The 25603-nt window shown below is 65.6% G+C and carries 25 protein-coding genes; 16 read left to right on the plus strand and 9 right to left on the minus strand.

What is annotated here, in order from left to right; genetic code table 11:
• Positions 1-30: 30 nt before the first annotated feature.
• Positions 31-381, plus strand: coding sequence for a FlxA-like family protein (locus GCN78_RS12515; RefSeq protein ID WP_152252005.1), 351 nt, complete (start codon positions 31-33; stop codon positions 379-381).
• 41 nt (positions 382-422) lie between these two features.
• Here the strand turns inward: GCN78_RS12515 and GCN78_RS12520 are convergent, their stop codons facing one another.
• Together GCN78_RS12520 and GCN78_RS12525 are read right to left on the minus strand one after the other, a co-directional pair.
• The gene (locus tag GCN78_RS12520; RefSeq protein WP_152252006.1) at positions 423-1931 is read right to left on the minus strand and encodes an ATP-binding protein; all 1509 of its coding nucleotides are present in this window, start codon (positions 1929-1931) and stop codon (positions 423-425) included.
• A gap of 2 nt (positions 1932-1933) precedes the next feature.
• Positions 1934-2623 carry a response regulator transcription factor gene (locus tag GCN78_RS12525; protein WP_152252007.1) on the minus strand — a complete coding sequence of 230 codons (690 nt, stop codon included), beginning with the start codon at positions 2621-2623 and terminating at the stop codon, positions 1934-1936.
• A gap of 193 nt (positions 2624-2816) precedes the next feature.
• On the opposite strand from GCN78_RS12525, the gene GCN78_RS12530 reads away from it, so the two are divergent.
• The 3 genes from GCN78_RS12530 (at position 2817) to GCN78_RS12540 (ending at position 4887) form a co-directional block, all read left to right on the plus strand.
• Positions 2817-3329 (plus strand): Spy/CpxP family protein refolding chaperone, encoded by a 513-nt coding sequence (locus tag GCN78_RS12530; protein ID WP_152252008.1) that lies wholly within the window; start codon positions 2817-2819, stop codon positions 3327-3329.
• Complete coding sequence (locus GCN78_RS12535) at positions 3326-3913, plus strand: peroxisomal biogenesis factor 19 (RefSeq protein ID WP_152252009.1); 588 nt, start codon at positions 3326-3328, stop codon at positions 3911-3913. The genes GCN78_RS12530 and GCN78_RS12535 overlap by 4 nt, the downstream gene beginning before the upstream one ends.
• 113 nt (positions 3914-4026) lie before the next feature.
• Entirely contained in the window at positions 4027-4887 is an 861-nt protein-coding gene (locus GCN78_RS12540; protein ID WP_152252010.1) for a dioxygenase family protein, read from the plus strand.
• Here the strand turns inward: GCN78_RS12540 and GCN78_RS12545 are convergent.
• The 3 genes from GCN78_RS12545 to GCN78_RS12555 all read right to left on the minus strand — a co-directional run bounded on the left by GCN78_RS12545 (position 4884) and on the right by GCN78_RS12555 (position 8469).
• Positions 4884-6326: a DUF1501 domain-containing protein gene (locus GCN78_RS12545; protein WP_152252011.1), complete on the minus strand. Its 1443-nt coding sequence runs from the start codon at positions 6324-6326 to the stop codon at positions 4884-4886. The two genes, GCN78_RS12540 and GCN78_RS12545, sit on opposite strands and share 4 nt — an antisense overlap.
• Position 6327: 1 nt before the next feature.
• On the minus strand, positions 6328-8112 hold the full coding sequence (locus GCN78_RS12550; RefSeq protein WP_152252012.1) for a DUF1800 domain-containing protein: 1785 nt from the start codon (positions 8110-8112) through the stop codon (positions 6328-6330).
• Between the two features lie 96 nt (positions 8113-8208).
• Positions 8209-8469, minus strand: a complete 261-nt coding sequence (locus tag GCN78_RS12555; RefSeq protein WP_152252013.1) for a hypothetical protein — start codon at positions 8467-8469, stop codon at positions 8209-8211.
• 55 nt (positions 8470-8524) lie between these two features.
• On the opposite strand from GCN78_RS12555, the gene GCN78_RS12560 reads away from it, so the two are divergent.
• The 9 genes from GCN78_RS12560 (at position 8525) to GCN78_RS29650 (ending at position 16715) form a co-directional block, all read left to right on the plus strand.
• Positions 8525-9091, plus strand: coding sequence for a hypothetical protein (locus GCN78_RS12560; RefSeq protein ID WP_152252014.1), 567 nt, complete (start codon positions 8525-8527; stop codon positions 9089-9091).
• A gap of 75 nt (positions 9092-9166) precedes the next feature.
• Positions 9167-9886 (plus strand): hypothetical protein, encoded by a 720-nt coding sequence (locus GCN78_RS12565; RefSeq protein WP_152252015.1) that lies wholly within the window; start codon positions 9167-9169, stop codon positions 9884-9886.
• A gap of 4 nt (positions 9887-9890) precedes the next feature.
• The gene (locus GCN78_RS12570; protein ID WP_152252016.1) at positions 9891-11246 is read left to right on the plus strand and encodes a hypothetical protein; all 1356 of its coding nucleotides are present in this window, start codon (positions 9891-9893) and stop codon (positions 11244-11246) included.
• Between the two features lie 10 nt (positions 11247-11256).
• A complete protein-coding gene (locus tag GCN78_RS12575; RefSeq protein ID WP_152252017.1) occupies positions 11257-13419 on the plus strand; it encodes a hypothetical protein in 2163 nt (720 codons plus the stop codon).
• Positions 13420-13439: 20 nt separating this feature from the next.
• Entirely contained in the window at positions 13440-14486 is a 1047-nt protein-coding gene (locus GCN78_RS12580; protein WP_152252018.1) for an aminotransferase class I/II-fold pyridoxal phosphate-dependent enzyme, read from the plus strand.
• On the plus strand, positions 14470-15294 hold the full coding sequence (locus tag GCN78_RS12585) for a hypothetical protein (protein WP_152252019.1): 825 nt from the start codon (positions 14470-14472) through the stop codon (positions 15292-15294). Before GCN78_RS12580 ends, GCN78_RS12585 begins: the two co-directional genes overlap by 17 nt.
• A 34-nt stretch (positions 15295-15328) precedes the next feature.
• Positions 15329-15979, plus strand: a complete 651-nt coding sequence (locus GCN78_RS12590; RefSeq protein ID WP_152252020.1) for a hypothetical protein — start codon at positions 15329-15331, stop codon at positions 15977-15979.
• Positions 15980-15988: 9 nt separating this feature from the next.
• Positions 15989-16456, plus strand: coding sequence for an amidohydrolase (locus GCN78_RS29645; protein ID WP_226939601.1), 468 nt, complete (start codon positions 15989-15991; stop codon positions 16454-16456).
• Positions 16457-16475: 19 nt separating this feature from the next.
• Entirely contained in the window at positions 16476-16715 is a 240-nt protein-coding gene (locus GCN78_RS29650; protein WP_264372685.1) for an amidohydrolase family protein, read from the plus strand.
• 6 nt (positions 16716-16721) lie between these two features.
• Here the strand turns inward: GCN78_RS29650 and GCN78_RS12600 are convergent, their stop codons facing one another.
• The 4 genes from GCN78_RS12600 to GCN78_RS12615 all read right to left on the minus strand — a co-directional run bounded on the left by GCN78_RS12600 (position 16722) and on the right by GCN78_RS12615 (position 22011).
• Complete coding sequence (locus GCN78_RS12600) at positions 16722-18098, minus strand: sigma-54-dependent transcriptional regulator (protein WP_226939602.1); 1377 nt, start codon at positions 18096-18098, stop codon at positions 16722-16724.
• 157 nt (positions 18099-18255) lie between these two features.
• Positions 18256-20520, minus strand: a complete 2265-nt coding sequence (locus GCN78_RS12605; RefSeq protein WP_034755510.1) for an arginine/lysine/ornithine decarboxylase — start codon at positions 20518-20520, stop codon at positions 18256-18258.
• 238 nt (positions 20521-20758) lie between these two features.
• On the minus strand, positions 20759-21244 hold the full coding sequence (locus GCN78_RS12610) for a dihydrofolate reductase (RefSeq protein ID WP_152252021.1): 486 nt from the start codon (positions 21242-21244) through the stop codon (positions 20759-20761).
• Entirely contained in the window at positions 21241-22011 is a 771-nt protein-coding gene (locus GCN78_RS12615; protein WP_226939603.1) for an alpha/beta fold hydrolase, read from the minus strand. The genes GCN78_RS12610 and GCN78_RS12615 overlap by 4 nt, the downstream gene beginning before the upstream one ends.
• Before the next feature lie 220 nt (positions 22012-22231).
• Between GCN78_RS12615 and GCN78_RS12620 the strand changes: the two genes are divergently transcribed.
• From GCN78_RS12620 to GCN78_RS12630, 3 genes are all read left to right on the plus strand, one after another.
• Complete coding sequence (locus GCN78_RS12620) at positions 22232-22807, plus strand: TerD family protein (protein ID WP_034784423.1); 576 nt, start codon at positions 22232-22234, stop codon at positions 22805-22807.
• Positions 22808-22936: 129 nt separating this feature from the next.
• Positions 22937-24190, plus strand: coding sequence for a TerD family protein (locus tag GCN78_RS12625; protein WP_152252023.1), 1254 nt, complete (start codon positions 22937-22939; stop codon positions 24188-24190).
• 15 nt (positions 24191-24205) lie between these two features.
• On the plus strand, positions 24206-25555 hold the full coding sequence (locus GCN78_RS12630; RefSeq protein WP_152252024.1) for a VWA domain-containing protein: 1350 nt from the start codon (positions 24206-24208) through the stop codon (positions 25553-25555).
• Positions 25556-25603 lie beyond the last annotated feature (48 nt).

A 25603-nucleotide genomic window follows, 5' to 3' on the forward strand; every position in this document is an offset into this window, starting at 1 on the left:
ACCTTGGTATCGAAACACTGAGGAGGCATCATGGTAGCGGCAATCGGTTCAGGCGGCGCAGTCGGCACAGTCGGCGCGGCCAGTAGCGCCAGTTCGGGCAGCAGTGCGCAGATCGCGGCGCTGCAAAAGCAGATCACGGCGGCGCAAAAGCAGTTGACGGAATCGCAGAAGGGTGAGCAGACGGAAGCGTCGCAAAAGCTGCAGCAGCAGCTGGCGCAGCAAATTCAGGCCTTGCAGGCGCAAATTGCCCAGTTACAGGCGGCCGCCGCACAGAAGGCGGCGCAGCAAGATTCTCAGCCGGCCAGCGGCGCCGATACGGCGACGAGCCCGGCCAAGTCAAGCGCGTCGACCCTGGGCAGCATCATCGATACGCAGGCCTGACGGCATCTCCGGGCATAAGAAGCGCCAGGCTCGCCGACAGGTCAGCCTGGCGTTTTGACGGGCAACAGCATTTCCACGCACAGGCCGCCGCCGCTGCGCAAGCTGGCCGCGATGCGGCCGCCATGGGCGTTGATGACGTGCTGGGAGATGGCCAGGCCCAGGCCATGACCGTCCGTGCTGTGCTGGGTATTGCTGGCGCGGAAGAACGGTTGAAAGATGCTGGTCAGGTCGGCGCTGGCCACGCCGGGGCCCCGGTCCAGCACGGCGATGCGCAACCAGTCATGCTGGCGCGACAGCTCCACGTCCACCGTGCCGCCATCGGGGCTGTGCTTGACGGCATTGCGCACCACGTTTTCCACGGCGCGCGCCAGCAGTTCCGGCTGGCCCGTGACGATGGCGTCGGCCGTGGCCGCGTCGCCCGCCACGTCGATGCCCAGCAGGCGCGTCCTAGCCTCATAGCGGGCGTCGTCCACGATGTCGTGCACGAGGTCGGCGATGCCGACGTCTTCGCTATGCGCGTGCCCGGCGCTCGCTTGCACGGCGCCCGCTTGCACGGCGCCCGCTTCCAGCCGCGACAGGGTCAGCAGTTCACCGATCAGTTTATCCATGCGTACGCTTTCGCGTTCGATGCGCTGCATCGAGGCGGCCATCTTTTCCGGCTGCTGGTGCGCCAGGCCGATGGCGGCCTGCAGGCGCGCCAGCGGCGAGCGCAGCTCGTGCGAGACGTCATGCAGCAAACGCGTCTGGCTATCCATGAGGCTGCGCAAACGGCCCGTCATGCGGTCGAAATCGCGTCCCAGGTCCGTCAATTCATCGCCGCGCTTGCCGCTGGCGTGAAAGCGCGGCGCCAGGTTGCCGTGCGAGGCGGCCTCGAACGCTTGCCGCAGGTCGCGGATGGGGCGCGCAAAATACCAGGCCAGCAAGAAGGCGAACAGCAGGCTGGCGGCGATGGCGGCGGCCAGGGGGATGAAGGTGCGGTAGGGGCTGTCCATGCGCGGACCGGGCGGCATGCCGTGGCCGAATTCGCCGCGTGGCGGCGGGGCGCCCGCGTCGTGGGTCCGTGGAGCGGGTCCCATGGCGCGCGGGCCGCTCAGGGTGACGGCATTGAGCGTGTCGCGCGCGGCGCCCGCTTCGGCATTGCGGAAGCGTTCGGACGAGGGCAGGAACAGCAGGTAGCGCTGGCCGCCGCTGCCGGCCACGTCACGCACCACGGGATGGGCCTGGCTTTGCTCCAGCATGGCGCGCGCCTTGGCCAGCATGGCGGGATGCACCGTGCGGCCCATCAGTTCTTGTCCTTTGGCATCGACGGCAAACACGCGCATGCGTTCGAGCTTGCCCAGGAATTGCCGCAAGGCCCCGCTGCCGCCCGCTTCCAGGGTGGCGCTGGCGGCCTCGATGATCATTTGCGCGGGCGGGCTGGTGTCGATGTCGAGGGCCCGCTCCTGCTGCGCCGCGCGGTTTTTCAGCCAGAAGGTGCCGCCGATGCCGATGGTGGCCGTCACTTGCGCCAGCATGATGCACAGAAAAAACTTCCAGAACAGACGGCCCACGCTTACTCCTTGATCAGCTGATAGCCGAGACGGTACACGGTCTGCAGGCAGGAGCGGCCATCGGTCAGGCTGCCGAGCTTGCGGCGCAGGCTGCTCAAGTGCACGTCGATATTGCGGTCGAAGCGGGCCATGGGCCGTCCGAGGCCCAGTTCCGACAACTGATTCTTGCTCACGGGCTTGCCCGCATGGCGCACCAGCACTTCCAGCAGGTTGAATTCGGTGCTCGTCAGTTCCAGCTGCATGCCGGCCCAGGCGGCGCGGCGCTGCTCGGGCCACATCGTCAACTGGCCCACGGTCAGCGGCGCCAGGCCCGACGTATCCTGCGGCACGGCTTGCGAACGGCGCAGGATGGCGCGGATGCGCGCCGTCAGCTCGCGCGGCGTGCACGGCTTCGTCACGTAATCGTCGGCGCCCAGCTCCAGCCCCACGATACGGTCCGTATCGTCGCCGCGCGCCGTCAGCATCAAAATGGGCAGGTTGCTGCCGGCGCGGATGCGGCGCAGGGTTTCCAGGCCATTCATGCGCGGCATCATGACGTCGAGGATGGCGATGGCATACAGGCCCGTCAGCGCTTCGGCCGCGCCGCTTTCGCCGTCATGCACGGCGCGGGCGTCAAAACCTTCCTGCGTCAGGTATTCCTGGAACATGCCGACCAGTTCCACGTCGTCATCGATTAACAAAACCTTGCTCATGCCTGCACTTTTTTCGGGTGAATATCGCCCGATGATAGCAGTCAACGGGGGCCGTTCTGGACGCTTTTACCCGCTTTTACATGCGTCCGCTTACATTTGCGCACCTTCCTTTACACGCTTTTACGCGGCCCTAACGTTGCTTTACACGCCAGACGCCGACAATCAGGGCTGATCGCCACGAAAGGAAAGCCCGATGAAATACCTGAGTATCGCCGTCTCCCTGTTGCTGCTGTCCGCCTGCGGCATGCCGCTGCTGGCGCTGGCCCAGCAAGCATCCGCACCGGACGGCCCGCCAGCGCGCGCCATGGAAGGGCCGCCGCCCGGCCTGCTTCACGGACCCGGCGGACCTGGCGCGCCAGGCTTGCCGCCATTCCTGCGCGGCATCGAGCTGAGTGAAGCGCAGCAAGACAAGATTTTCGCCGCCACCTACGCCCAGGCGCCCTTGCTGCGGGAACAGGAAAAGATCGCCTTCAAGGCCCATGCGCAGTTGCGCGCGCTGGCCGGGTCCAGCGCCTACGACGATGCGAAGGCCAGCGCGCTGGCCAGCACGGCGGCGCAAGCCATGGCGACGATCAGCTTGCAGCAGGCGCGGCTGGAGCAGCAATTGCTGGCCGTGCTGACGCCGGAACAGCGCAAGCAGGCGCAGCGGCGGGACGACGGCCGCCCCCAAGCAGCCCATCATCGCAGCACAGGAGATGGAACATGAGCATCAGTGCCTTGAGTTCGAGCAGCGCCGCCAGCCAGCTGAACGCGTTCAGCCGTCTGGGCGGCGGCAGTTCCAGCAATGTCAGCAACACCAGCGGCGTGGACGGCGCGCGGCCGCCAAAGCCCGACGATGGCGCGTTTCTCGACGCCATTTCCAGCGCCTTGTCATCGATCGGCGTGACGGTCGATGCCAGCGATAGCGGCAGTGATACGGCCACATCGGAAAGTGGCGCCAGCGGCGACGTGGGCCAGGCGCTGGGCGCCTTTTTACACCAGCTGATGGGCAGCCTGCATGCGCAAAGCGACGGCAGCGCCGGCGGCCCCGGCAATATCGAATCGGACTTGCAAAGCCTGCTGCAACAACTCGCGTCGTCCGGCGGCGACGCCGGCGACAGCGCGGACAGCAGCGTGACGGACTTGCAGTCCAGCTTTGCCAGCCTGCTCGACGCGCTGGGCGGCGATGAAGGCGGCAGCGGCAGTAGCAAACTGAGCAGCTTCTTGCAGGCGCTGGCGGGCAGCCTGGGCGCGGCGAGCGCGGGCGGCAGCCTGTCCGCCAGCGGCAACCTGGTCAATACAACGGCCTGAACCATGGAACGCAAGCTCGCCCTGGCTGCCAGGAATGCGCTTTCGCGCCACGCGACACAGGCAGCCAGCCTGAGCCCCGCCTTGGCGGGCTTGCCCCACTTGATGGAGTATGTATGGAATTACATGATCACGGCCTGGCATCCGACCTCGACATGATGCGGCGACACGGGTTTGAACGGCGGCAAGTCATGCGCTGGCTGCTGGCCGGCGCCGCCACCTTGCCTTTGATGAGCTGCGGCGGCGGGTCGGATGCCGCCGGCACGGCAAGCGGCGGCGCCAGCACCGGTACCGCCGGCACGGAGACGGCCGCGACGCCCGGCACGGGCGCCTGCACGGTGGTTCCCGAGGAAACGGGCGGGCCGTATCCGGCCGACGGCACGAACACGAACGGCGGCAGCATCATCAATGTGCTGAACCAGTCGGGCGTCGTGCGCGGCGATATCCGCGCCAGTTTCAATGGCGCCACTGGCGTGGCGGCAGGCGTGCCGCTGACGATCAAGTTACAGTTGCTCAACGCCAGCGGCGGCTGCGCCAGCCTGGCCGGCTACGCCGTCTATCTGTGGCATTGCGACCGCGAGGGCCTGTATTCGCTGTATTCGAGCGGCGTGACGGCGCAGAATTATTTGCGCGGCGTGCAGGAAACGGATAGCGCCGGCAACCTTGTCTTCACGACCATCTTTCCCGGCTGCTACGCGGGACGCATGCCGCATGTGCACTTCGAGGTCTATCCCAGCCTGGCCAAGGCGGCCAGCGCGGCGAACCGCCTCAAGACGTCGCAGTTCACCTTCCCGATGGCAACGTTAAACGAAGCCTACACGGCCAGCGGCTACACGGCCAGCGTGCGCAACCTGGCGCAGATCAGCTACGCCACCGACAATGTCTTTGCCGACGGCACCAGCCTGCAAATGGCCACGGTGACGGGCAATGCCACGGATGGCTATGTCGCCACCCTGGTCATCGCCGTGAACGGTTAAGTTGTCGTCATGAAACCCAGGTCGCGCCGGCTGAAGTTGCCGATATTCGGGAACACCTCGGCCAGCTGGCTGTCGGCCACGCCGAACCACTTGGCCAGGGTGGCGCCGTACTGGTCGACGGAGGTGGTCGGCAGCAGGGCGCCGGACCCCACGTCCAGCGCATGGCCCAGGCCCGTGACGGGAAAGGCGCCGTAGATGTCGCGGCCCTTCACGGCGCCGCCCACGACAAAGTGGTGGGCACCCCAGCCGTGATCCGTGCCGTCGCCGTTGCTGCTGAAGGTGCGGCCGAAGTCCGACGCCGTAAACGTCGTCACCTGGCGCCGCATGTCCGCGCCTTGCAGGGTGGCCAGGGTGGCGTCGAAATACGCCAGCGCGTGCGCCAGGCGCGCCATCAGGTCGGCATGCAGCACTTTTTGCCGGTCATGCGTGTCGAAACTGCCCAAGGTCACATAAAACACTTGCCGTTTCGCACCCAGGGCGCCGCGCCCGCCGATGATGCGCGCCACCGTCTGCAATTGCACGGCCAGGGGATTGACGCCGGATGCGCCCGTGTTCGGATTGATGTAGGGCGGGGGATTGGGCACGCCGCCCGCGCCGGCCGGCAGCATGGCGCCGCTGAGGATGCTTTGGCTGGAAATGGCGCGCTGCACGACGGCCACGTGTTCCTGCTCGATCAGGTCGCTGCCCGCCTCGTTGATGATGGCTTGCAGCGCGCCCGCGCCGCCCGTGCTGCCATACAGGCTGCCGCTCAAGCCGCGGATGGGTACGGCGCCGGCCTGTCCCACCTGGAACTGGCGCACCTGGCGCCCGCTGAGGAAGACGGTGTTGCCGGCCGCCGAGATGGCCGTGAACATGGCATGCGTATTGAGCGCGCCGGCCACGTCGGCCACCCGGCCGCCCCAGCCCACGCTGGCGCCTTCCGGCGAACCCGATTGCCACGTCGATTGCTGGTCGTTGTGCGAGAACAGCTTGGGCGGCAAGGCCACGCTGCCGGCCTTGTACTGTGCCAGGGTGGCGGGCTGGATCAGGGTGCCCACATTGGCGACGATGGCGGCGCGGCCATTGTCGAACAGGTCTTTCAGGGGCGCCAACTGGGGGTGCAGGGCGAAGGCGCGCCCCGTTTGCGCGGTGGCGGGCACGACTGGCAGGACGCCGCCCGTCTCGCCCACGCCGGGCAGGTGGATGGAATCGGCGCCGCCCGTGTTGCGCAGGCGCGTGTATTCATTCCATGACGTGGGATCGGTGGCCAGCACCGTGTTGAAGGCGTCGTTGCCGCCTGCCATGAACAGGCACACCATGGCCTTGTAGTCGCCAGCCGTTTGCGCGGCGGCATTGCCCATGGCGGCCAGGTTCAGGGCGAAGGGGGCGGCCGTGCTGCCTGCCAGGCTCAGCATGGAACCGAGGAAGCGGCGGCGGGAAAAGTTTTGCATGTGATTCATCCTATTTTTGCACCAGGTAGGCCGGCGAGGCCATGCTCAGGAAAATGGCCAGCTTGACGCGGTTGGCCTGGGCCGTGGCGACTTGCGCGGCATTGGTGGCCGTGGCCGAGGGGATGCTGACGCCATTGACGGCGGCCAGGATTTGCCCGCGCAGCCTGGCGGGCATGCTGCCATGCAGCAGGAGCAGGTCGATGCGGTCGAGCAGGGCGCCCGCGTCGTTGGCCAGCGCCAGTTCACGCGTGTAATCGGGCTTGACTTCACGGTTTTCGCCCACACCGCTATTGATGGCTTCCTGCATGAAGTTCAGGTAGCCGGTCACCGACGGTTCCGCCGTGATTTGCAGTTCCGGCGCCACCAGGCCCGCGCCGGCCAGGGCCGAATTGGGCGGCGTATAGGCGGGGCGGAAAAAACTGAACACGGACGGCGGATTCAAGGGACTCTGGCCCAGGCCGCTCAAGGGGGCGTCGAGGTAATACAGGCTGTAGCGGCCGCTGGCCGCTTTTGCATCGAAGGCGCGCATCCAGCCGGCCAGGCGCAGCAGTGGCTCGCGCAGCTTGCCTGTACGCAAAGTGGTGCCGCTTGGGGCCAGCGCCTCCGGGTCGAGCAGCACGGCGCGGATGACGGCTTGCATGTCGCCGCGCACGCCGCTGCCATTGTTGGCAAACGCGGCGGCAACGCGGCCCACGTAGGCGGCACTGGGATTGCTGCTGACCAGGCGCTGGATCAGCTGGCGGGCAAAGAACGGCCCCGTATTGGGATGGTTGAACAGGGTATCGAGCGCCAGTGTCAGGTCGGCCTGCCCGCTGCTGGCGCCGGAGATGCTCTGGCCCAGGAAACGCTTGTCGCCGCTGGAGTGAAAGGCCGCGTAGTTCTGCATCGGCTTCCAGTCGCGGTCGGGATCGGCCGTGCCGCCATAGAAGCGCGCGGCGCTCTGGTCCGGACCGGCCCAACTCCAGCCCGTAAAGACGCGGGCCAGGCCCGCCACGTCGTCGCGCGTGTAGGTGTCGATGGGCTTGCCACCGGACAGTTTCAGGCTGCCATCCGGATTTAGCTGGTACAGGCCGATGGTGAACAGCTGCATCACTTCGCGGGCGAAGTTTTCATCGGGCGTGCGCGTTGCCGTTTCCTTCTGGTTGCGCAGGTGGGACAGGTACAGTCCCATCATCGGATGCAGGGCCACGCCTTCCAGCAAGTCGCGGAAGTTGCCAAAAGCATGCTGGCCCAACATGTCGTAGTAACTGGCCACGCCACGCACCTGCGGTCGCACGGACTCGTTCTGCATGGAAATAACGAAGATTTCGGACAGGGCAAAGGCCATGCGCTGGCGCAATTGATCGTCGCCGCGGATGCCCTGCTGCCAGAACGTTTCATATACCCCCGTAAACCCCACTTTTTGCCCGCCGGCGGCCTGCGCCGCCAGCATGGCGTCGATATATTTGCGATGCAACGTTTGCGGCTTGGAAAACTGTGCGCGGAACCAGGCGTCGCTGTCGCTGGCGGCAAGCGCATCGATGGCCGCCATGTTCGGCCCGAACGTGGCGCGGCCCAGGAAACGCGACGCCTCCTGGCGCGTGAAGGTGGCCGTCTGATTGGCCGGTGGCGTGGTCAGGGGCGGCGGCGTAATGGTGTCGCCGGGCGTGGTGCCGGGGGCGGTGGTCGCCGGCGGCACGGCCGACAGGTTCGGGTTCTGGGCCGCGCCGGTCTTGCTGTCGCCGCCGCCGCCGCAGGCGGCAAGCAGGCTGAGTAAGGTGGTGGCCAGCAAACGGCGCAAAGTAGGGTCAGTCATTTAGTTTCTCTCAAGCAATAGAATTCTAGCCCGTTAATTGTAGGGCCTGCCGACCAAAATCCTGTTTTCAATTAACTATTTACGTGTTGGTCACGTTTATTTTTGCTGCGCGTTGGCAGGGTGTTGGCGGTGTTTTCGGCGTGGTAGCGCGAACTTTGTTTTTTGAAAATGGAAAATAATTTTTGCGAATCGCAGGCGTTGTGGCGGATAGGCGACGTAATCATTCCTGCCAATTAAGCTTGCTTGAAAGCTCATCCCGATAACGAAATCCGCTTCGCCGGAAACCATGGTTTTTACGCTATCGGCGAAACGCCGTTCGCCGCCTCCCCCGTTTTCTCCTCTGTCTGTGGCTGGCATAGCCCTTGCATCAGGGAGGCATGGGCACCCGCCCGCCTGTCTACCGGAGCCTGTCATGACCAGCCGTCTGCTTGCCTATCGTCCCGAAATGGAATTGCCTGACGCGCCGGTCACGCCGCCCCTGCAGCAGGAAGATGCGTTGGCACTGGCGGCGCGCTTGCTGGAACTGCAGGGGCCGGCCCAATTCGATGCTTTCCTGGCGCGCCAGCTGGGCGCCACGGCGGCGGGCCAGCAAGTGCGCGGCACGCCGCTGGAAGGGCCGCTGCGTCAGTTGCTGGGCAAGGTGGTGGCGCCGTTGCTGCCCCTGCATGGTGGTTCGCCGCAGGCGCTCAAGCGCCGCGCCGCGGGCATCTTCGGCATGGAACTGGAAGGATTGAGTCCGGAAGACAAGGAATTTGAACTGGCGCGCCAGGTCGTGCATCTGATCGATGCCGTCAATACGGCGCTGGCGCAGGACGGCGCCATGGCTGCGCGCGCGCCCAGGGCGCGGGTGGAAACCGCCTTGCTGCAAGTGGCCCGCAGCGTGGCGCCAGGCTTGCTCAGGCAGGCGGCGCACACGCCAGGACGGGACGCTGGCCGCTGGCGCCGCGAGGGCGGGCACATCGTCGTGCTCGATTGTTAGCCGGATGGCCTGGCTGTCCGGCAAGGTAATCCGAACTGAGGTGTCAACCGAGGTGTTAACTTTGAGGAGCTCATCATGCATGACATAGATCGTACGACCCTGGAATACGGGCAGGAGATGTCCGGCTTTGAAGCGGAACAGTTCGAGTTTGGCCAGGGCGAGTGGAGCGGCGAGGGCGGCGCGAACGCCATGTTTTCCGAGGCCGAGGAGATGGAGCTGGCCAATGAATTGTTGTCGGTCAGCAATGAAGCCGAACTGGAACAGTTTCTCGGCAACTTCCTGCGCAAGGCCGCTTCGGTGGCGGGCGGCATCATCAAGTCGCCCGTGGGGCAAGCCATCGGCGGCGTGCTCAAGGGCGTGGCGAAAAAGGCCATTCCCCTGGCCGGCGGCGCCATCGGCGGTTATTTCGGGGGGCCGCTGGGGGCCAAGATCGGCAGCGGCCTGGCGTCGGCAGCCGGCAGCGCACTGGGGCTGGAAGGGGAAGCGTCGTCGAACGAAGACCGCGAATTCGAGGGCGCCAAGCAATTCGTGCGTCTGGCCGCCGACACGGTCAACCGCGCCGCGCAAGCGCGCGGCAATGGCGACCCGCGCGCCATCGCCCAGGCAGCGGCCAGCGCGGCGGCGCGCCAGTTCGCGCCTGGCCTGCTGGGCCGCGCGGCCAGTCAGGTCGCCACGCAGAATGGCAGTGGCGCGGGCGCCATGGCGCCGGCCGGCGCGCGTCCGGCATCGGGCATGCGTCCATCCAGCGGGCGCTGGGCGCGCCAGGGCCACAAAATCGTCCTGTACGGCGTCTGACATCATGGCCATCGGCGCTTACGCTGCCTGGATGCTGGCGCAGGAGGCGCGCTCGCTGCTGACGCGGCTGGCGCGGCTGGAACCGTTCGCGCTGATCGAGCCGACGGTGCTGGCGGCCGCCCTGATGCCCAGCGCCCAGTCGGCCATCGAAAGCCAGTTGGTGCAGGGCCGGCGCGAGTTGCGGCGCATGGTGGCCCAGTTCCAGTGGTGGCTGCGGCGCGAGCAGTCCGATGGCGCCGGCATGGCCACCGCCGCCGAGGCGCAGCGCCGCTTCACCTTCCTGCGCCTGAAATTCAATGCCGCGCTGACCCAGTTCGACCTGTTCAACGAGGTCATCACGCAGCGCAGCGAACACAATACCGGCGTGTGGCTGGCCGGACTGGACATCGTCGCCGCCGACGCGCTGGCGCTGCCCGGCAATGTCTACCAGGCGCCGCCCGTGATCTGCTACCTGGACCGGGGCCCCGGCGCGGCCATCCGCCGCGCGCGCACGCGCCTGCCGGGCGGCGGCGACAATCCCGTGGCCATCATCCGCCTGCCGCGCGAACGCATGATCGGCAGCAGTATCGCCTCGTCGCTGGTGCACGAGGTGGGCCACCAGGGCGCGGCCCTGCTGGACCTGGTGGCGTCCTTGCGGCCCGTGCTGCAAGCGATGCAGCATGGCGGCAGCGGCCTGGTGCACGTGTGGCAGTTGTGGGAACGGTGGATCTCCGAGATCGTGGCCGATTTCTGGTCGCTGGCGCGGGTCGGCGTGGCCGCCACCCTGGGCTTGATCGGCGTGGTCAGCCTGCCGCGCGTGTTTGTCTTCCGTCTCAATATCGACGATCCCCATCCGGTGCCATGGCTGCGGGTGCGCCTGAGCTGCGCCATGGGACGGGCCCTGTATCCGCATCCGCAGTGGGACCGGCTGGAACAGCTGTGGCTGTCGTACTACCCGCTGGCCGGCCTGCCGCCAGCCCGGCAGCGGTTGCTGGAACAGTTGCAGGCCAGCATGGCCGCGCTGGTGGGCTTGCTGGTGCAGCACCGGCCGCCCGCCTTGCGCGGCGGCTCGCTGGTCGAAGCCATGGCCGTGCACACGCGCCAGCCGGCGATGCTGGCGCGGCTGTTTCGCAGCTGGAACCTGGCGCCGGGGCAGATGTACCAGGCGACGCCGACCCTGGTGTTCGCCGTCCTGGGCCAGGCGCGCGCCAGTGGCAGCCTGAATCCGGAAGACGAAAGCGAGCTGCTGGGACGTCTGCTGACCCACTGGGCCTTGCGCAGCACCCTGGACACATCGGAGCTGTGCGCCGACGTCGTACGGCATGGCCGCCAGCCCTGCAGGGCGCTGGCGCCCCTGGCATCCCGTTTGATTATCCATTGAGGAGAATGACATGAGTAGCAAGATGAGGAACAACAGGAGTGACAAAGGCGGGGTGGCGGGCCAGGCGGGTCCGAAACAGCAGGGGGGCAGCATCGCCGTTACCGTGCACGAACAGGATAGCGGGGTCATGGTCGTCAATGCGGCCGTCAGCCTGTACCGGGGGCTTGATGCGGATTGTCATAATTTTAATCCCGCCACCTGGGTGGCGGATCCTGCCATGCTGGTGGGCGTGCGCTGGACCGACGGCAATGGCTGCACCGTGTTTTCCGACCTGACGACGGGCAGTTACGTGGGGCTGTATGGCAATTTCCCCACCACCGCGCCCCAGTGCGTGACGGTGCAGGCAGGCTGCAGCGCCGTGCTGTGCTTCAAGCCGCACCTCAACCCACAGGTGGCGCTGGCCTTCGAAACGCCGGACTGCCATCCCAGCGACTGTCAGTTCGGCAGGGTGGGCGACCGGGCCGTCGCCACCGTCTCGTTTGACGGCGATCAGAGCGCCGACGGCCGCGACCAGGTGCAGGTGCTGGCCGCCGCGCCATGGGTGCCCATGCGCGGCACGCCGAATGCCTTTTCCACACAAGTGCGGCGCGCCGGCATGCACCGTTTCATGGCGCAGATGATGTTGTCGCAGCGGCCTGAACTACGCAGCGCCTTGCCCGTGCCCGAGGGGCTCAGTCCGAACGCCATGTTGGCCCTGGACGCGGAGTACGAGACGGAAGAGCGCCAGCCGCAACCCATCTCGGGCAACGTGGGCGTGTCGCTGACGCGCACGGAAACGGAGCCGACGGAAGACTTGCCGCTGTGGACCCTGATACGCAACAGCACCGAGGCGATGTCGTTTACGAATTACCTGCATTTCATGGACAGCCTGTTTTGCGGCGACCTGGCCAATGTGCGCGCCTTCGAGCAGGAACGCTTCGTGAAGAAAGCCGATATGTTCCAGCAGCTCAAGCAGCGCCGCGCGCTGCCGTTCTCGGATGCCGATTCCTACCGCGTGCTGAAGGTGGCGACGGAAGCGTTCGTGATGGTCAATTGTGGCGTGCTGAACCAGCCGCTGGCCTTCAATCCCGCCGAGGACAACGCCTACCTGGACCGGCGCGACATCCCCCAGGGACGCGACCTGGAAACCGTGCTGCGCAACGATTATCTGGAAAACATCGACGGCTTCCAGACCTTGCCCTACCTGGCCGTGATCCGCCGCAAGCTGCCCGACATTCCCATCAGCATCCCGCGCGGCCAGGAAGGCGAAGTCGACCTATGCTTCGGCATCATCCAGGAAAAGCTGGCCAATCCTTGCCTGCTGGAACTGATCTGGTCGTACTGGCATGAGGAGGGCATGCTGGTGCAGACCATGAATGCCATCACGCAGCGCTTCCAGAACCTGCGCGCCGCCGGCGGCGGCCTCGACCCCCTGTCGAACACGGAAATCGACATGTTGCGGCCCCTGAATAACTTGCTGTGGGGCTACACGCAGGATGAGCAGCACCGCCTGACCGTGGTGCGCCGCAATTATGAATATGACCACCATTACGGCGTGCGTCTCGATGGCAAGGCGGTTCAGCACTTCCGGCCGGCCGATAGCCGCTCCAAGTTCCTCGAAGCGTTCCATCATTTGCTGCGCCTGTTGACCTCGTTCTACAAGCAGGACGACGACACCACGGTAAAAGCGGACGCCTTCCCCGTGCTGAATGCCCTGAAGGAAATCCACCTGATCCTGTCGCAGGGCGCGCACAACCAGTTCGGCGACTTGCCGTCGACGGCGCGCATCGAGATGCTGATGCAGCAATGGATGCTGGCGCGGCCCGAGTTCCGCGAATTTTTACCGACGCGCGTGATGGTGGCGTATCCGGAACCGTGGATGGACCGGGTCGATGCCATGAAGAAACTGCAGGGCTGGACGGATACGAGCGTGATGCATTTCCGTAACCTGGCCATCTTTGGCGAACAGTTGCTGCTCTCCGTGCGCTATGGCAACTGGAGCGACATCTATGAGCCGACCCAGGCGTTCAACTGGGCGCGCTTCTGGCGTCCGCAAGTGCAGGGCTATATCCATGGCTACCGCGCCGCCACCGGGGTCGACCTGTCCGTCGACAGCAGCGACCCCGTGGTCGAGGCGACGATGCCCTCGGTGTTGCTGCGCCAGCGCCTGAGCCAGCAGTTGCGCAGCGTCTAGGGCGGGGGCGAGGCGCGTGCATGCTCGACTTTACCAGTGCCCTGTATCTGGGCATGCGCCATCCGGCGGCCTCGCTGGCGCCGTGGAGCAGCCTGACCCTGGGCCAGCCGGCCGCGCTGCAGGAGCCGCCCGGCGCGCTGGCGCTGGCAGCCAGCCTGGCGGCCCTGCAAGGTTGCGAAGCGGCTTGCGTGCTGCCGTCAACCTTGCACCTGTTCTGGGACCTGTTCGGCATGCTCGCTGCCGAGCGGCTGGTGATCCTCGTCGATGGCGGCAGCTATGCCATCGCGCGCTGGGGCGCAGAGCGGGCGCAGGCGCTGGGCTTGCCGCTGCGATTGTTTCCCAGCGGCGAGATGGCGGTGCTACGGCGCCTGGTCGCGGCCTGGGGCCGGCAGGGGCTGCGGCCATTGATCCTGGCCGACGGCTATGTACCGGGCAGCGAACAGGTCTTGCCGCTGGCTGGCTACGCGGCCCTGGCGCGGCAGGGAGGCGGTTATCTGTTGCTCGACGACACGCAGGTGCTGGGCGTGGCCGGTGCGCAAGGCGGCGGCTCTGCGCCGTTGCATGGCTTGTCGGGCGGCTGCGACAAGGCAGGCGGCCACCTCATCGTCGGCGCCTCGCTGGCCAAGGGATTCGGCGTGCCGCTGGCCGTGCTGGCCGGCAGCGGCGCCCTGTTGCGGCGCTTCGCGGCGCACAGTCAGACGCGCGTGCATGCCAGTCCGCCATCGGCGGCCGTGCTGGCGGCGGGGCGGCGCGCGCTGACGCTCAATGCGCAGCATGGCGACGCCCTGCGCGCCAGGCTGGCGCAGCGGGTGGCGCAATGGCGCTCGGGGATGGCGGCGGCCGGCATCGCCTGCCGGGGTGGCAGCTTTCCCGTGCAGCGCCTGCCCGGGCGCGCCCATTTGCAGGCGGCCTTGCGTGCCGCGGGCGTACTGGCGCTGGCGCAAGCGGGCGATGGTGCCGGCGCACTGACTTTTCTGCTGCGGGCCGACCAGACGCCCCGGCAACTGGAGCAGGCGATGGACTTGCTTGAACATCACATCAGGAGGCGATATGAACGAAGCGTTTGAAATGCTGTCCTTTGCGGGGCAGCCAGCCGCCGCCGGCGAGCAGGAATGGCTGGGGGAATGGTCGCAGGAGTGGCAAGGGGAGGACGAGGCCGAATGGGAGGGCGAGCGCTGGCAAGCCGGTGGTGCGCGCGGCGGCATGCGTGGCGGCGGACTGCGCGCGCGGCCGCCCTTGCGCGGACAGCGTCGTCCTGCGCCGCCGCGCTACCAAGGGCAGGGCCGCCGCCCGCCCCGCTTTCCTCCCCAGCCCTTGCCCTATCTGCCGCCGCGCTACCGGGGCTGGGGCGGCTACCCGGCCATCTATCCCACGATTTATCCGGCACCCTATCCCGTGTTCGACGACCAGCAGGGCCTGGACCCGGGGCAGGATCAGGGAGCCGACCAGGGGCAGGACGACGACCAGCAGCAGGGCGAAATCCCGCCGACCCTGGCCGGCACCATGGGCCGGGTGCCGGAAGCGGCCGCCTTGACCTACCAGGCGCTGGGGACGCTGGCCAATGCGCTGCGCGATCCGAATGGCCGCGGCCCGGGCCTGTATGTGATCGAGTTCGATGCGGGCGGACGGCGCCGCGCCTACAGCGGGCAGACGGACGACCTGCACCGGCGCCTGCTGCAGCACCGCCTGTGCGGCCAGATGATGGGCGTCGACGTGAGCGGGCATCAGGTGTACGTGGCGCACCTGTCATCGGCGGCCCAGCGGCGGCGCATTGAGCAGCGCATCCACGACGACATGTTCGCCAACCAGCGCGGCGTGCTGACCAACCAGCGGCGCGAGCTGGAACTGGCCGTGCTCGGTGAAATGTGGGCCTGACGATAGCAGCTGGTTGACTGGGAAGGAGAACATCATGCACCAACTCGAATGCGAATGCGCGCAATGCCGGCAACGGGCCGGCGCCGCGTTTGAAGTGCTGGAATTCGGCCAGGACTGGCCCGGCAAGGGCCGCACACCGGCCGTCTTCAGCGAAGAGGAGGAATTGCAACTGGCCATGGAACTGCTGGAAGTGGCCAGCGAGGAGGAACTGGAGCAGTTTCTCGGCAATGTCTTCAAAAGCGTGTGGAAGGGCGTCAAGAAGGTGGGCTCGACGATTGCCAAGGTGGCCAAGCCCTTGGGCGGCGCCTTGAAGGCGATGGCCAAGACGGCCTTGCCCTTTGTCGGCGGCGCGCTGGGCTCGATGATTCCGATACCGGGCGTGGGCACGGCGCTGGGCTCGGCCCTGGGGCGCGCCGCCAGCAGTGCGCTGGAACTGGAGCTGGAAGCCGAGGCGCCTGCCGACCGCGAACTGGAACTGGCGCGCCGCTTCGTGCGCATCGCGGGGCAGGCGGCGCGCCTGGCGGCCGACGGCGACGGCAGCGCGCGCGCCGTGGAAAGCGCGTTGACGCGGGCCTTGCACCAGCAGCTGCCGCATTTTCGTTCGGCCGCGCCGCAGAGCGAGGATGAGAGCGGGCGCTGGCGCCGGCGCGGCAACCGCATCGTCGTCATGGGCGACTGGCAATAGCGTGACGGGATGATCATCGATAGCCATTGCCATGCGGGACCTGGCGACGGCCTGAGCGGGCCGTGGGACAGCGATGCGCCGCTGCAGGCCTATCTGCGGCGTGCGCAGGCGGCCGGCATCGCCCGCAGCGTGCTGTTCGCCACCTTTCACTCCGATTACGCGATCGCCAACCATGGCGTGGCGCGCCTGGTCGCGTCCGAGCCGCAGCGTTTTTATGGCTTTGCCTTCGTGCATGCGCGGCGCGACCGGGGCCGCATCATGGACCTGGTGCGCACGGCCGTCGAACGCTACGGCTTTGTCGGCATCAAGGCGCACCGGTTTGACGCGCGCATCAGCGGCGAAGTGTGCGACGCGGCCCGCTTCTTCGGCTTGCCCGTGCTGTACGACCCGGCCGGCGAGGTGGCGGTGGCCGAACTGCTGGCGCAGCAGTATCCCGACGTCGCTCATCCTGCCTCACCTGGGCAGCTTCAGCGATGACTGGGCGGCACAGCTGGCGCTGATCGACCATCTGGCGCGCCACCGTAACATCCATACGGACAGTTCCGGCGTGCGCCGCTTCGACTTGCTGCTGCAGGCCGTGCGCCGCGCGGGACCGCACAAGGTCCTGTTCGGTTCGGATGGCCCCTGGCTGCATCCGGGGCTGGAGTTGCACAAGATCGAGCTCCTGGGCTTGCCGCCACTGGACGCGGCGTTGATCACGGGCGGCAATTTTTTGCGGCTGGCGCGGCTGGCGTGAGGTGGCTTACAGCGCGGCCGGCGTGGTGCTCGCCCCCGTCTGCGCCGAACAGGCAGCCGCCTTGCGGCGTATCTGCAGGGCGCGGTCGGTCACGCCCAGGCGGGCGGCGGCGCGCTGGTTGTTGCCATGCTCCTCCGCCAGCACCAGGCGGATGGCCATGTCGGTGGCGCAGCGCGTGATGTGCGACAGCTTGCAGCCCTGCGCCAGGGCGCGCCGCACGGCCGCCTCGAAATGCCGGTCGGGCCAGTGCGGCGCCTGCAGCCGTTCATCGGGGGGCAGGGCGCCGATGGTGATGGGGCCGGGGCCGCAATGGCGGTGCCAGAGGCGCGTGACGGTCTGGCGCAACTCGCGCACATTGCCCGGATAGTCGCGCAGCAGCAGGTATTCGCGCACGGCGGCGTCCAGCGGGGGCGGCGGCTGCTGGGCCAGCTCGGCGAGGAAATGCCGGGCCAGCGGCAGGATGTCGTCCTGGCGCTCGCGCAGGGGCGGGGTTTGGCAACGCCAGCCGGCGATGCGGTAATACAGGTCGGCGCGAAAGGCGCCGCGCGCCACCTCGTCTTCCAGCTCGCGGTTGGTGGCGCAGACGAGGCGAAACTGCGTCGGCTGCCAGGTATTGCCGCCCACGCGCTTGTATTTGCGTTCCTGTATGGCGCGCAGCAACTGCGCCTGCAGCGGCAGCGGCAATTCGCCCACCTCATCGAGAAACAGCACGCCGCCATCGGCCAGGGCGAAAGCGCCGTCGCGCGCGGCCGCCGCACCCGTAAACGCGCCCCGTTCATGGCCGAACAGTTCGCTGCCGGCCAGGTCTGGCGACAGGGTGGTGCAGTCGAGGATGGTGAAGTCGCCGCCGCAGTTGCCCAGTCGGTGGACCAGTTGCGCCAGTAAATCTTTGCCCGTGCCCGTCTCGCCCGTGATCAGTATCGACGCCTGGCTGAAGGTGGCCATTTCCACCACCTGGTGCAGCAAGGCGCTCCAGGCTGCGCTGTCGCCCACCAGTTGCTGGCGCACGGTGCCCGACGCCAGCAACTGCGCCACGGCCTGCCAGCGCTGCAGGCGCGCCAGCACCTGGCCCGCATCGACGGCGCCTTTCGGCCACAGCAGCACATCGAGCGCGCCAGCGGCCATCAGGGCCCGCTGTTGCGCGCAGCTGGGGGGCTGCCCGCAGGCGGCAATGGCCAGCACGCGGGCATGGCGGCACAGCGCCGGCAGCGCTTGCAGCAGCGCCCCATCGGCCTCGGCAAACAGCACGATGCCCGCGCCATCGTCGTCGCCATCATGCCGCCGGGCCACAGTTACCTGAGCCTGCTTCAAGGCCGTCATCAGCAAGGCGCCACTGCCAGCCGCCGCCTGCTGCACGATTTCCAGCCACACCTTGAGCGCCATATACGGGCCATCCCAGTACGCGAGTGGCCCATCTTAGAAGCCCGATACCCGAGCCGTTTGATCTGGCGCAAGCGTGCGCGGTGGCTAACAATGAAAAACGCCACCTGATCTGCATCAGATGGCGCTATTTAATGAAGTTCAACGAACGTCGACGTTTTTAGACGTTCTCATCCAATTTGACGCAATCTACAAAATAGCCGCGCTTGCCATCGACCTCGCGTTTCACGAGGCCATGCACATCCGTCTCGAAGCCGGGGAAGCGCTCGTTGAAGTCGCGCGCGAAGCGCAGGTAGTCGACGATGGTCTTGTTGAAGCGCTCGCCCGGGATCAGGAGCGGAATGCCCGGTGGATACGGCGTCAGCAGGATGGACGTGATGCGGCCTTCCAGCTCGTCGATGGCCACGCGCTCGATTTCGCGGTGCGCCATCTTGGCGAACGCGTCCGACGGTTTCATGGCCGGGATCATGTCCGACAGATACATTTCCGTCGTCAGACGGGCCACGTCGTAGGCCTTGTAGAAATCGTGGATTTGCTGGCACAGGTCGCGCAAGCCCATTTTTTCGTAGCGTGGGTTGGCCGCCGCGAATTCCGGCAGGATGCGCCACATCGGCTGGTTCTTGTCGTAGTCGTCCTTGAACTGTTGCAACGCGGTCAGCAAGGTATTCCAGCGGCCCTTGGTGATGCCGATGGTAAACATGATGAAGAACGAGTACAGGCCGCATTTTTCAATGATGACGCCGTGCTCGGCCAGGTATTTGGTGACGATGGACGCGGGGATGCCCGTGTCGCCGAACTGGCCGTCCAGCGACAGGCCCGGGTTGACGATGGTCGCCTTGATCGGGTCGAGCATGTTGAAGCCGGGAGCCAGGTCGCCGAAGCCGTGCCAGTCATCCTCGGCGCGTATCATCCAGTCTTCCTGCTGGCCCATGCCTTCGTCGTTGAAGCTGGACGGACCCCACACCTGGAACCACCAGTCCTGGCCCCATTCCTGGTCGATCTTCTTCATGGCGCGGCGGAAATCGAGCGCTTCCATGATCGACTCTTCCACCAGGGCCGTGCCGCCCGGCGCTTCCATCATGGCCGCGGCCACGTCGCACGAGGCGATGATGGAATATTGCGGCGAGGTCGAGGTGTGCATCAGGTAAGCCTCGTTGAAGGCGTCCTGGTCCAGCTTGACCGTGTCCGATTCGCGCACGAGGATTTGCGAGGCCTGCGACAGGCCGGCCAGCAATTTGTGCGTGGACTGGGTCGAGAAGATCATCGATTCCTTGGCGCGCGGACGGTCCTTGCCGATGGCGTGCATATTCTTGTAGAAATCGTGGAAGGTGGCGTGCGGCAGCCATGCTTCATCGAAGTGCAGGGTGTCGATCTTGCCGTCCAGCATTTCGCGCAGGGTTTCCACGTTGTAGATCACGCCATCGTAGGTCGATTGCGTGATGGTCAGGATGCGCGGCTTCTTGTTCTTCGCTTCGCGCGCGAACGGATTCGCCTCGATCTTGCGGGCAATGCTTTCTGGCGTGAATTCATGCAGCGGGATGGGGCCGATGATGCCCAGGTGATTGCGCGTCGGCATCAGGAATACGGGAATGGCGCCGCACATGATGATCGAATGCAAGATCGACTTGTGGCAGTTGCGGTCGACGACGACGATGTCGCCCGGCGCCACGGTCGAGTGCCACACCATCTTGTTCGACGTCGACGTGCCGTTGGTAACGAAATAGCAATGGTCGGCATTGAAGATGCGCGCCGCATTGCGTTCGGACGCGGCGACAGGACCGGTATGGTCGAGCAGCTGGCCCAGTTCCTCGACGGCGTTGCAGACGTCGGCGCGCAGCATGTTTTCACCGAAGAACTGGTGGAACATCTGGCCGATCGGCGACTTCAGGAAGGCCACGCCGCCCGAGTGGCCGGGGCAGTGCCACGAGTAGGAACCGTCGTTGGCGTAGTGCACCAGCGCGCGGAAGAACGGCGGCGACAGGCCGTCCAGGTAGGATTTCGCTTCGCGGATGATGTGGCGCGCGACGAATTCCGGCGTATCTTCGAACATGTGGATGAAACCATGCAGTTCGCGCAGGATGTCGTTGGGGATGTGGCGCGAGGTGCGCGTTTCGCCATACAGGTAAATAGGAATGTCGGCGTTCTTGTAGCGGATTTCCTCGACGAAGGCGCGCAGCGATTTCAAGGCATGATCGGTTTCCTCGATGGAACCGCCGCCGAATTCTTCATCGTCGATCGACAGCACGAAGGCCGACGCGCGCGATTGTTGCTGGGCAAATTGCGACAAATCGCCGTAGCTGGTCACGCCCAGCACTTCCATGCCTTCTTTTTCCATTGCGGCGGCAAGGGCGCGAATACCCAGGCCGGACGTATTTTCAGAACGGAAATCCTCGTCAATGATGACGATGGGGAAACGAAATTTCATGCATGTCTCCAAAAAAGCAAGCCGCCCCTGACAAATGTGAAGGGGCGGACTAGGGCGCGACGGTCAGGCGGTAGGACAACCCGGCAGCCGCAGAAAAAAAATAAGAACGGGATTCTCGCAGAAATGCGGCGTCTGCGGGAAAAAAATATCGCACCACGGCGTCGCCAGCTTGCGCTAGCGTGACGCAACGGTGTGACAGGGGTATTACAGCAACATTCTGGCTATCAATATAACCTTATCAGGCTTTGCGTTGCAGCGTGACAAAGGCGTAAGGCAGGCCGGATTTCTCCGACACATGCGCTTCGCGCGCGGTTTCTTGCCACACGGCATGGTCCACGGCGGGGAAAAACGCGTCGCAGCCGAACGTCTGGCCGATTTCCGTGACGATCAAACGCTGCGCCAGGGCCAGCGATTGCCGGTAGATGTCGGCGCCGCCGATGACATAGCCTTCGGCGCCGCCCAGCAGGGCGATGGCCGCTTCCAGCGATGGCGCCGCTTCCACGCCCTCATGGCGCCAGTCCGGATTGCGCGTGATGACGATGTTGCGGCGGTTCGGCAGCGCACGGCCGATGGAATCGAAGGTCTTGCGGCCCATCAGGATGGGGTGGCCCGTCGTCAGGCGCTTGAAATGCGCCAGGTCTTCCGGCAGTTTCCACGGCAGCGTGTTGTCGATGCCGATGCCGCCTTGCTGGTCGGTGGCGACGATGATGGTCAGTAAGCTCATTGGTTCTGTGAAATAGGTGGGGGCATGGCCCGATGCCCGTCATTATCGTTGAAATTGTCGGCAGCCTCCAGATGCGCACGCATGGCTTGCGCCAGCGCGCCTGGCGCTTCCAGCGGAATCATGTGGCCCGTGTTGTCTTTTAGCAGGTGCAGGGTGGCTTGCGGCAGACGGCTTGCCATGGCGCGCAGATCGTCCGGATCGACGAGCTTGTCGTCTTCGGCGCCCACGATCAGCACGGGACAATCGAGCTCCGGCAGGCGCGCCATCAGGTCGGGGCGGTCCATCGTGGTGAGAAATTGCGCCAGCAGTACGTCCTTGCCCAGGTCCAGCCCCATCCGCTGGATCAGCCCCGTGATGGCGGCGTCGTCCAGGTGCGACGGGTGCAGCAGTTCGCGCAGGCGCTGGCGCGTGATGCCCGCATAGGCATTGCGCTCGAGCATGGCGACGATGCGCCGGCGCGCTTCGACTTCCGCCGGCAGCAAACCTTTGGCCGAATTGGCGATCAAAGTGAGGGATTTCACACGCTGCGGATGCGCCAGCGCGTGTTCGAGCGCCAGGTAGGCGCCCAGCGAAAAACCCACCAGATGGGCTTGCGGGGCGCTATGGCTGGCGATCATCTGCTGCATTTGCGTGCGCGTGCGCGCCTGGTGCAGCGGTACGTGCCGTAGATCAAAGGCGTCGCCCAGGGCAGGCGACAGGCGCGACCACAGGCGTTCGTCGCACAAGGTGCCGGGGATGCAGTCGAGTCGTATCGTTGTATTGTTCAAGGACAAGCCTGGTACAGGATGGTGAAAATTTTTGTCGAGCGGCATTATCCGTCATTTCACGCATCGGGGCAGCGGCACCATCTTTTCCGTATGGCATTATTTTCAATAGTGCGCGGCTGGCAAGCAGGAACTTTATGGTAGGCTCATGGCTCATCAAGCCGGCGTGCCGGCGACGTGACCTGAAACACCGAATGCAACCCCACATTAAAGAGGATTTACCATGGCGATCAGTCTGCAAAAAGGCGGCAATGTCAACCTGAGCAAGGAAGCTCCTGGCTTGAAGAAAATCGTGATTGGCCTGGGCTGGGACCCGCGCGCCACCGATGGCGCCGCGTTTGACCTGGACGGCAGTGCCTTCCTGCTGAAAACGGATGGCAAGGCCCGTTCCGATGCCGATTTCATTTTTTATAACAACCTGAAGTCGGCTGACGGTTCCATCGTCCACGCGGGCGACAACACGACGGGCGGCGGCGATGGCGATGACGAGAAAGTCGCCGTCGACCTGGCCAACGTGCCGGCCGACATCGACAAGATCGCCGTGGCCGTCACCATCCACGATGCGGAAAACCGCAAGCAAAACTTCGGCATGGTCGGCAAGGCCTACATCCGCTGCCTGAACGGCGACAATGGCGCGGAAATCGCCCGCTACGACCTGTCGGAAGACGGCTCGACGGAAGCGGCCATGATCTTCGGCGAAATCTACCGCGCCGGCAGCGAATGGAAATTCAAGGCCATCGGCCAGGGATTTAAAGGCGGCCTGGGACCTCTGGCACGCTCGTTCGGCATTAACGCTTAAGAGCTCCGGAAAACGGCCCATGGCGGCGTTGCGCCGCCATGCATGTTCTGTACTATTCGTACTGTCTTCGGACGACGCGCCTTGCCCTGAGCCGTTGTCCGAAGCTCCCACACCTGAATACATAATCCCATGGAAAACCTGATCAAGGGGCAGCGCCTGGCGCTGTCCGGCCTCGTCACGGGCAATGTCGTGCAACTGGGTCTGGCCAGCGCCGGCGTGCCGCTGGACTTTGCCTGTTTCGGCCTCGATGCCGCCGGCAAGCTGTCCGACGACCGCTACATGACTTTCTTCAACCAGCCGCGCACGCCGTGCGGCGGCGTGGAAGCGGCGGCGCCGTCAGGCGATGCGGCCGGATTCAGCTATCAGCTCGATCGTTTGCCTGCCTCCATCGAACGCCTCGTCGTCACGGCCGCCATCGATGGCGCGGCCACCATGGCGCAGCTGGATAGCGGCTACCTGCGGCTGCTGGACGGCGGGCGCGAGCTGGCCCGCTACACGTATGCGGGCGCGGATTTTGCGCAAGAAAAAGCCGTCATGCTGGGCGAGTTCTACCGCAAGGACGGGAGCTGGCGCTTCATGGCCGTGGGCCAGGGCTTCAATGGCGGGCTGGACGCACTGGTCGCCCATTTCGGCGGCGAAGTGGCGCCGGCGGTAGCGGAGCCGGCACCGTCGCCAAAAATTTCCCTGTCGAAAATCTCGCTGACCAAGGCGGGCCAGACGCACAAGGTGTCGCTGGAAAAGGGCGCCGGCGCGCCGAGCAAACTGACCGTCAAGGCCACCTGGGTCGACAACGGCGATGGCGACGACGATAACGACGACCTCGATTTAAGAGTCGGCATTCTCTTGCCGAACGGCCAGATGCGCTTCATCCAGGCGCCCGATACGCCTGGCAACTTTGACGCCATGCCCTTCGTGCGCCATCTGGGCGACGTGGCGGGCGCGTCGGGCAAGGAGCCGGCCACGGAAACGGTGGAAGTCAATCCCGCGCTGGCGCAGCATTACGGCGGCACGGTGGGCCTCGTCTTCAGCGTGTATTCGGCGGTGGCCAACGGCGCCGTGTCCGTCGCCTCCATGCGGCCGAAGATGGTCATGCAATACGGCCAGCAGATCGTCGAGTGCGACTTCGATTTTCGCTTGTCCAAGGCGGCCGAGGACGACACGGTCTACACCTATGTGATCGGCATGGCGCGCATCACGCCGGACAGCATCATTCTGGAACCCTCGGGCAAGACCTCGGAGCCCGGCAGCGAAGCGACGCCGTGGCTGAGCTGGCAGGGCGAGAACCTGCAGCTGGCCTTCAACGGTCCCGTCGTCTTCAAGGGCGAGGACAAGGAAGACGAAGAGGATTGCAATGCGGACAATCCGCGCCGCTACATCGCTTGATACCAGGAGACATTGATGGAAACCTTGAGCAAGGGTCAGCGCCTGCCGCTGGCCAATCTCGTTCCCGACGGCGTGCTGCAGATAGTCGTCGCCGCGCAGGGCCTGGCGCTGGACGTGGCCTGTTTCGGCCTCGATGCGGCCGGCAAGCTGTCCGACGAGCGCTACATGACCTTTTTCAACCAGCCGCGCACGCCGTGCGGCGGCGTGGAAGCGCGCGCGGGCAGCGGCGGCGACGTGGCCGAGTTTCCCTTGCAACTGGCGCGCTTGCCGGCCGGCATAGACCGCCTCGTCGTGACGGCTTCCATCGATGGCGGCGGCGTGATGTCGCAGCTGCAATCCGGCCACGTGCGCCTGCAGGTGGGCGGGCGCGAACTGGCCCGCTTCGCCTTCGCCGGTAGTGATTTCGCACAAGAAAAAGCCGTCATGCTGGCGGAAATCTACCGCAAGGATGGCGGCTGGCGCTGCATGGCCGTGGGGCAAGGCTTCAATGGCGGCCTGGACGCGCTGGTGCGCCACTTCGGCGGCGAAGTCGACCAGGCCTCTCCTGCCGCCTCTGCCGCTCCTGCGGCGGCATCGGCATCGGCCGTCATGCAGGCGAAGATCAACCTGGAAAAACGGGTCGAACGGGAAGCGCCGCAACTGGTGAGCCTCGTCAAGCAGGCCGGCGTGTCCTTGCAAAAAGTGGGTTTGTCGGAGCACCGGGCCAAGGTGTGTTTATGCCTCGATATTTCCGGGTCCATGGGGCGGCTGTATAAAGAGGGGCTGGTGCAGCGCTTTGCCGAGCGCATCCTGGCGCTGGGCTGCAAGTTCGACGACGATGGCGAGATCGATGTTTTCCTGTTCGGCAAGAACGTCCACCATCCGGCACCGATGGCCTTGAGCAACTGCAATACTTACGTGGGCCAGGCCATACAGCGCCATCCGCTGGAAGGCGACACGCGCTACGGCGCGGCCATGCAGGCGATCCGCGCGTTTTATTTTCCCGATGCCCGCGGTGGCGAGCGCACGCGGCCCGTCGCGGCCGAGTTGCCCGTCTACGTCATGTTCGTCACGGATGGCGGCACGAGCGACCAGGCGACGACGGAGAAGCAATTGCGCTGGGCCAGCAATGAGCCGATCTTCTGGCAATTCATGGGCATCGGCAAGGGGCGCAAATCGAAGAGCAAATTCCTCGCCGCCTTCGCCGATTCCGACTTCCCCTTCCTGGAAAAGCTCGACGAATTGCAGGGGCGCCTGGTCGACAACGCCAATTACTTTTCCGTCAGCTCGCCCGACGAGCACAGCGATGCGGAACTGTATGATTTATTGATGACGGAGTATCCGGGCTGGCTGACACTGGCGCGGGGCAATGGCTTGCTGAGGTAGCGTCAAGGCAGGGCGGGAGCATCGGATGCGGCTGTAATGCCACAAGCG

Source organism: Janthinobacterium rivuli, assembly GCF_009208735.1.
Taxonomy (GTDB): domain Bacteria; phylum Pseudomonadota; class Gammaproteobacteria; order Burkholderiales; family Burkholderiaceae_D; genus Janthinobacterium.

Bases quoted from the DNA above. Each gene is read 5' to 3' on its own strand.
- GCN78_RS12515 (WP_152252005.1), top strand. From the start codon at position 31: ATGGTAGCGGCAATCGGTTCAGGCGGCGCAGTCGGCACAGTCGGCGCG.
- GCN78_RS12525 (WP_152252007.1), bottom strand. From the start codon at position 2,623: ATGAGCAAGGTTTTGTTAATCGATGACGACGTGGAACTGGTCGGCATG.
- GCN78_RS12530 (WP_152252008.1), top strand. From the start codon at position 2,817: ATGAAATACCTGAGTATCGCCGTCTCCCTGTTGCTGCTGTCCGCCTGC.
- GCN78_RS12535 (WP_152252009.1), top strand. From the start codon at position 3,326: ATGAGCATCAGTGCCTTGAGTTCGAGCAGCGCCGCCAGCCAGCTGAAC.
- GCN78_RS12540 (WP_152252010.1), top strand. From the start codon at position 4,027: ATGGAATTACATGATCACGGCCTGGCATCCGACCTCGACATGATGCGG.
- GCN78_RS12545 (WP_152252011.1), bottom strand. From the start codon at position 6,326: ATGAATCACATGCAAAACTTTTCCCGCCGCCGCTTCCTCGGTTCCATG.
- GCN78_RS12550 (WP_152252012.1), bottom strand. From the start codon at position 8,112: ATGACTGACCCTACTTTGCGCCGTTTGCTGGCCACCACCTTACTCAGC.
- GCN78_RS12555 (WP_152252013.1), bottom strand. From the start codon at position 8,469: ATGCCAGCCACAGACAGAGGAGAAAACGGGGGAGGCGGCGAACGGCGT.
- GCN78_RS12560 (WP_152252014.1), top strand. From the start codon at position 8,525: ATGACCAGCCGTCTGCTTGCCTATCGTCCCGAAATGGAATTGCCTGAC.
- GCN78_RS12565 (WP_152252015.1), top strand. From the start codon at position 9,167: ATGCATGACATAGATCGTACGACCCTGGAATACGGGCAGGAGATGTCC.
- GCN78_RS12570 (WP_152252016.1), top strand. From the start codon at position 9,891: ATGGCCATCGGCGCTTACGCTGCCTGGATGCTGGCGCAGGAGGCGCGC.
- GCN78_RS12575 (WP_152252017.1), top strand. From the start codon at position 11,257: ATGAGTAGCAAGATGAGGAACAACAGGAGTGACAAAGGCGGGGTGGCG.
- GCN78_RS12580 (WP_152252018.1), top strand. From the start codon at position 13,440: ATGCTCGACTTTACCAGTGCCCTGTATCTGGGCATGCGCCATCCGGCG.
- GCN78_RS12585 (WP_152252019.1), top strand. From the start codon at position 14,470: ATGAACGAAGCGTTTGAAATGCTGTCCTTTGCGGGGCAGCCAGCCGCC.
- GCN78_RS12590 (WP_152252020.1), top strand. From the start codon at position 15,329: ATGCACCAACTCGAATGCGAATGCGCGCAATGCCGGCAACGGGCCGGC.
- GCN78_RS29645 (WP_226939601.1), top strand. From the start codon at position 15,989: ATGATCATCGATAGCCATTGCCATGCGGGACCTGGCGACGGCCTGAGC.
- GCN78_RS12600 (WP_226939602.1), bottom strand. From the start codon at position 18,098: ATGGCGCTCAAGGTGTGGCTGGAAATCGTGCAGCAGGCGGCGGCTGGC.
- GCN78_RS12605 (WP_034755510.1), bottom strand. From the start codon at position 20,520: ATGAAATTTCGTTTCCCCATCGTCATCATTGACGAGGATTTCCGTTCT.
- GCN78_RS12610 (WP_152252021.1), bottom strand. From the start codon at position 21,244: ATGAGCTTACTGACCATCATCGTCGCCACCGACCAGCAAGGCGGCATC.
- GCN78_RS12620 (WP_034784423.1), top strand. From the start codon at position 22,232: ATGGCGATCAGTCTGCAAAAAGGCGGCAATGTCAACCTGAGCAAGGAA.
- GCN78_RS12625 (WP_152252023.1), top strand. From the start codon at position 22,937: ATGGAAAACCTGATCAAGGGGCAGCGCCTGGCGCTGTCCGGCCTCGTC.
- GCN78_RS12630 (WP_152252024.1), top strand. From the start codon at position 24,206: ATGGAAACCTTGAGCAAGGGTCAGCGCCTGCCGCTGGCCAATCTCGTT.